The organism is Mycobacterium sp. TH-M82 (assembly GCF_057473605.1).
This window is the reverse complement of sequence record NZ_JBYCKY010000108.1, coordinates 1-3516: the sequence shown is the minus strand read 5'-3', so window position 1 is coordinate 3516 and position 3516 is coordinate 1. Positions and strand designations below refer to the sequence as shown.

The 3516-nt window shown below is 61.2% G+C and carries 3 protein-coding genes and 1 pseudogene; 3 read left to right on the top strand and 1 reads right to left on the bottom strand.

Annotated elements, in window-relative coordinates:
* Positions 1-1267: rolling circle replication-associated protein (locus AC2VON_RS03310; RefSeq protein WP_486951665.1), on the top strand; the 1267-nt coding region annotated here is incomplete at its 5' end.
* A 76-nt stretch (positions 1268-1343) separates the two neighbouring features.
* Here the strand turns inward: AC2VON_RS03310 and AC2VON_RS03305 are convergent.
* Complete coding sequence (locus tag AC2VON_RS03305) at positions 1344-2603, bottom strand: hypothetical protein (protein WP_486951664.1); 1260 nt, start codon at positions 2601-2603, stop codon at positions 1344-1346.
* A gap of 354 nt (positions 2604-2957) precedes the next feature.
* On the opposite strand from AC2VON_RS03305, the gene AC2VON_RS03300 reads away from it, so the two are divergent.
* Entirely contained in the window at positions 2958-3206 is a 249-nt protein-coding gene (locus tag AC2VON_RS03300; RefSeq protein ID WP_486951663.1) for a hypothetical protein, read from the top strand.
* A 117-nt stretch (positions 3207-3323) separates the two neighbouring features.
* Positions 3324-3516 (top strand): annotated as a pseudogene (locus AC2VON_RS03295) (excisionase family DNA-binding protein); the annotation flags it as partial.

Below are 3516 nucleotides of genomic sequence, written 5' to 3'. Positions count from 1 at the left end.
CGAGCTGCGGGCGATCGACGCATTGGGGCTGCGGTTCCCGAGCCCCGAGATGGTCACCGCGGCCGCGGCGCTGTTCGAACCGGCGGCGCCGTGGGCTTGTGGTTCCGAGCGCCGAGGCACTGAATTTGAATCCGGACGGTTTCGCGTCTCCGTCGGTCCTGGCGTCGTACGACTCGGGTGGACCAATCCTGTCCGGGCCGAGAAAACAGCAGAACGGATCGTCGGTCATCACCAACGTGACGTTGACGACGCGAAGCTACACGTCAGAAATGACCTCGCGCTCAAAGCTGGAGACCGTGATCAGGCCGTCGTGTCTTCGACACGACGGAGCAATTCGGCGGCCGACTACCGCAACGCTAGCGGTGTCATCACCGAATGGTCCCGTAAATCACGGTCGTCGATGTGCCGCACCTTCGCCGAACTCGACTACAGCCCACTCGTCGAGTCCGCCCGTATCCCGGCCATGATCACGCTCACGTACCCTGGCGACTGGGAGGTCGTCGCCGCGGACGGGGCGAGCGTGAAGCGGCATATGGTGTTGTGGCGCAAACGATTTCAACGCGAGTACGGCGAACCCGATCGCTACATCTGGAAATTGGAATTTCAGCGGCGCGGGGCACCCCACATTCACCTGTGGATGGCGCCTCCGATATCACCCGGTCGCTCTGGACGCAGCTTCTCCCAGTGGCTGTCCGAGGCGTGGGCTCTGGTCGTTGACCACCCCGACCCTGTGCAGAAAGCCCGGCATCGGCTGGCGGGCACCGCCATCGACGTGCGCAACGGCCTGAAGGCTTGCGATCCGAAACGTTTGGCCATCTACTTCACCAAGCATTCATCACCAAGCATGCACAGCGACAAGGAGTACCAACACATCGTTCCCGAGCTGTGGCGGCGGCCCGGCCGAGGGCCCGGACGGTTCTGGGGCGTGTACGGACTCAAGAAGGCCATTGCGGTCGTCGAGGTCGGGCAGGATGCATACCTTGCTGCTCGCCGGATCATGCGGCGCTGGTCACGTAGCCAGGCTGTCTATGGCGATTCGGACAGCCGCTTCCCCACTGCCGTTGTACCGCGCACGGCCGCGCGAATGGTCCCGCGCGTCAACGGTGAGACGGGGGCAGTGAAGTATCGACGGGTTCGACGACGACGGACTCTCTGCAACCGAGGTGGGCTGGCCGGCGGATATGCACTCGTAAATAACGGTCCAGCGTTCGCCGCCCAGCTTGCGCGCGCGACACACGATTTCAAGAAACCAGGCACATCGAATTGATCGTCTTAATCGTCGCCCCGATGTTTTGCCGAACTTAGCCCTCATACAGTATCGACGCGCTGCGCTGGACTCACCTTTAGTTGCGCCGCAACCGTGTTCGGACGGAGTCCCTGAGGTCAGCGGTTTTGTCTCTGGCTGCATCGGTCAAATCGATTGCTCTAGCCATGGCCGAGTCCGTCAGATCCGTGGCCTTGTCTTTGGCTACGGTGGCGCCGTATGCCCCAGTCGCCAGCGCTTTATCCACCACCTCGCTCGCGGCCTTGCTCCATCGCTTCGCGTCGTTGGTCGCGTCGCCGGACTCGATGCCGAATCGGTCGCGAAATGTCACGACATCCGTCGCGATCTCTTTGCTCGACCGAACGGCCGCTGGCGCGTCGCGCGGATTGCGCAGCACTTTGGAGTTCGCGTTGCGGATCGTCTCATTCATTTGGTTCAGCAAGCGGTCGGTGCTGCTCGAGATGAGGTCCAGCCGCTTCTGACGAGCCTTGGTGAGGCCCAGCCGGTGACTGCCAAGATCCTCGGGCGCGGAGTCGAGCACATGGTCGAGTTCCAGCACGGCCATGCCATCCTGGAGTTGGAAACAGCGAGCTAGCACCGCTAGCCACTCACGCACCGCGGGTTCTGCCTTCTTCGTGGCCTTGGCCATCTTGCCCGGGTTCCCGTTCGTCTCCAACTTCTCGGCGATGCCGTCAAGCTGACGTATCGCGTATATCTGCGTTTCCGCAAGTACCGAGGCACTTGATTGGATCTTTGACCAGGTGATCTGCGAGACCCGCCCGACCTCGTCACGGACAGTCAGCGCTTCCTCGATAAGAAGGTCGACGCCGATAATCTTGGCGATAACCGCATCTTTTTGGTTGCGCAGGATGTTGTCGACCTTGGCGTTGATCTCGTGGAGATACTCAGCGATCTGATCCATCTGCTGCTGCATCGCCTGCTGCTGCATCATCGCCGACAGCGCGGAGAGCGCCAACGGACCACTAAGCAGCTTCGTCGGGGCCTTCGCGATCTGAAGCCATTGCTTGACCTCACCAGGCTTCCCGATCATCGCGTGACTAACGCCCGGGGTTTTGGTCGCCATCAGGCCGTACTGCTTGACGGCCTGGGCAGACTCAGCAGTCAGCTTGACCCAGCGTCCCGAGTTTGTGGCCACTTCCGAGCCGACTTGCATCGCCGTCCCACCCGTGCCCACGAACGACGAACGACGGCGAGCATCCAGAACCTTCGAGGGGGCCCGGTCCAGGCCATGGTCAAGCAAGAAGCGCTCAACATCGGCTGAGTTACCGATCACGACCAAACCATCTCCGTCGGTAACCAATTCGATCTCGTTGCCCATCGTTTCTCCGTTGAATCGAGACCATCGGTCAGCCACTCGGCTTGCCTTGCCACTAGACGTTACCGGCGCGCCCTGACGGGACGCGAACGATCAACAAGCTACCCGCGCCGGCTTGGCTGGACGGCACTCTCATAACCTCACGGACTCGGTGGCCACGAAATTCAGCTCAGCGCCCGTCAAACCTGATTCGTTCGGGCGTAGCGATACGGCGAGTACGGATCTTAGGGTTCGAACATGGCCTCTCCGTCACCACATTCCCGTTCGCTTCAACGACGGCCTCCAGCCTGGCAACGTTGGGTGCTCAACGCACTGCACGGCTTCGATAGGCGCATCATTGACGACTGGAGAGCGCTCATGAGCAACCACCTCCAACGGTCCGGTGGTGCCACCCCAATGCGGACCGCTCAGTACACCGTCGATGCGCTGCTCTATGTGGACAGACTCCGCTCAGCGACCGCACTGCTTGCTTCACACGGTAATCCTGCGGGGCGCCACCAACTGGCCGATGCCGCTCTCGACTTGAAGTCCGCTGTCGACAGCTTATGTGAAGCACGAGACCAGCTACTGAAAGCCGCTGGCGCCGAACGGGTTACCTACGACTAGCGTCGGGAAATCGACATTGCGATGCAGAGCCCAGCGCCTGCCACCTTTTCGTAATTTTCGTAACTATGCTACGCTTAGCTTCGTTCCGACGGTGTGAGAGGAAAGGAAGTGAGACCCATGAGCAGCGCTTCCGCGGAGATTGTCAACCCGGTTCCGGCCGATGCCAATGGGCTTGCCGATGTCCTCAGCTTCATCGAGGCGCACGAGGCACGTCACGGGACCTCTCCTGAGCCCGCCTTCTTCCTGTCCGGTGCAGGCGAACACGATCGTGTCGAGCTGACCGAACAGCTATACGACGTTCTCAAGCGTG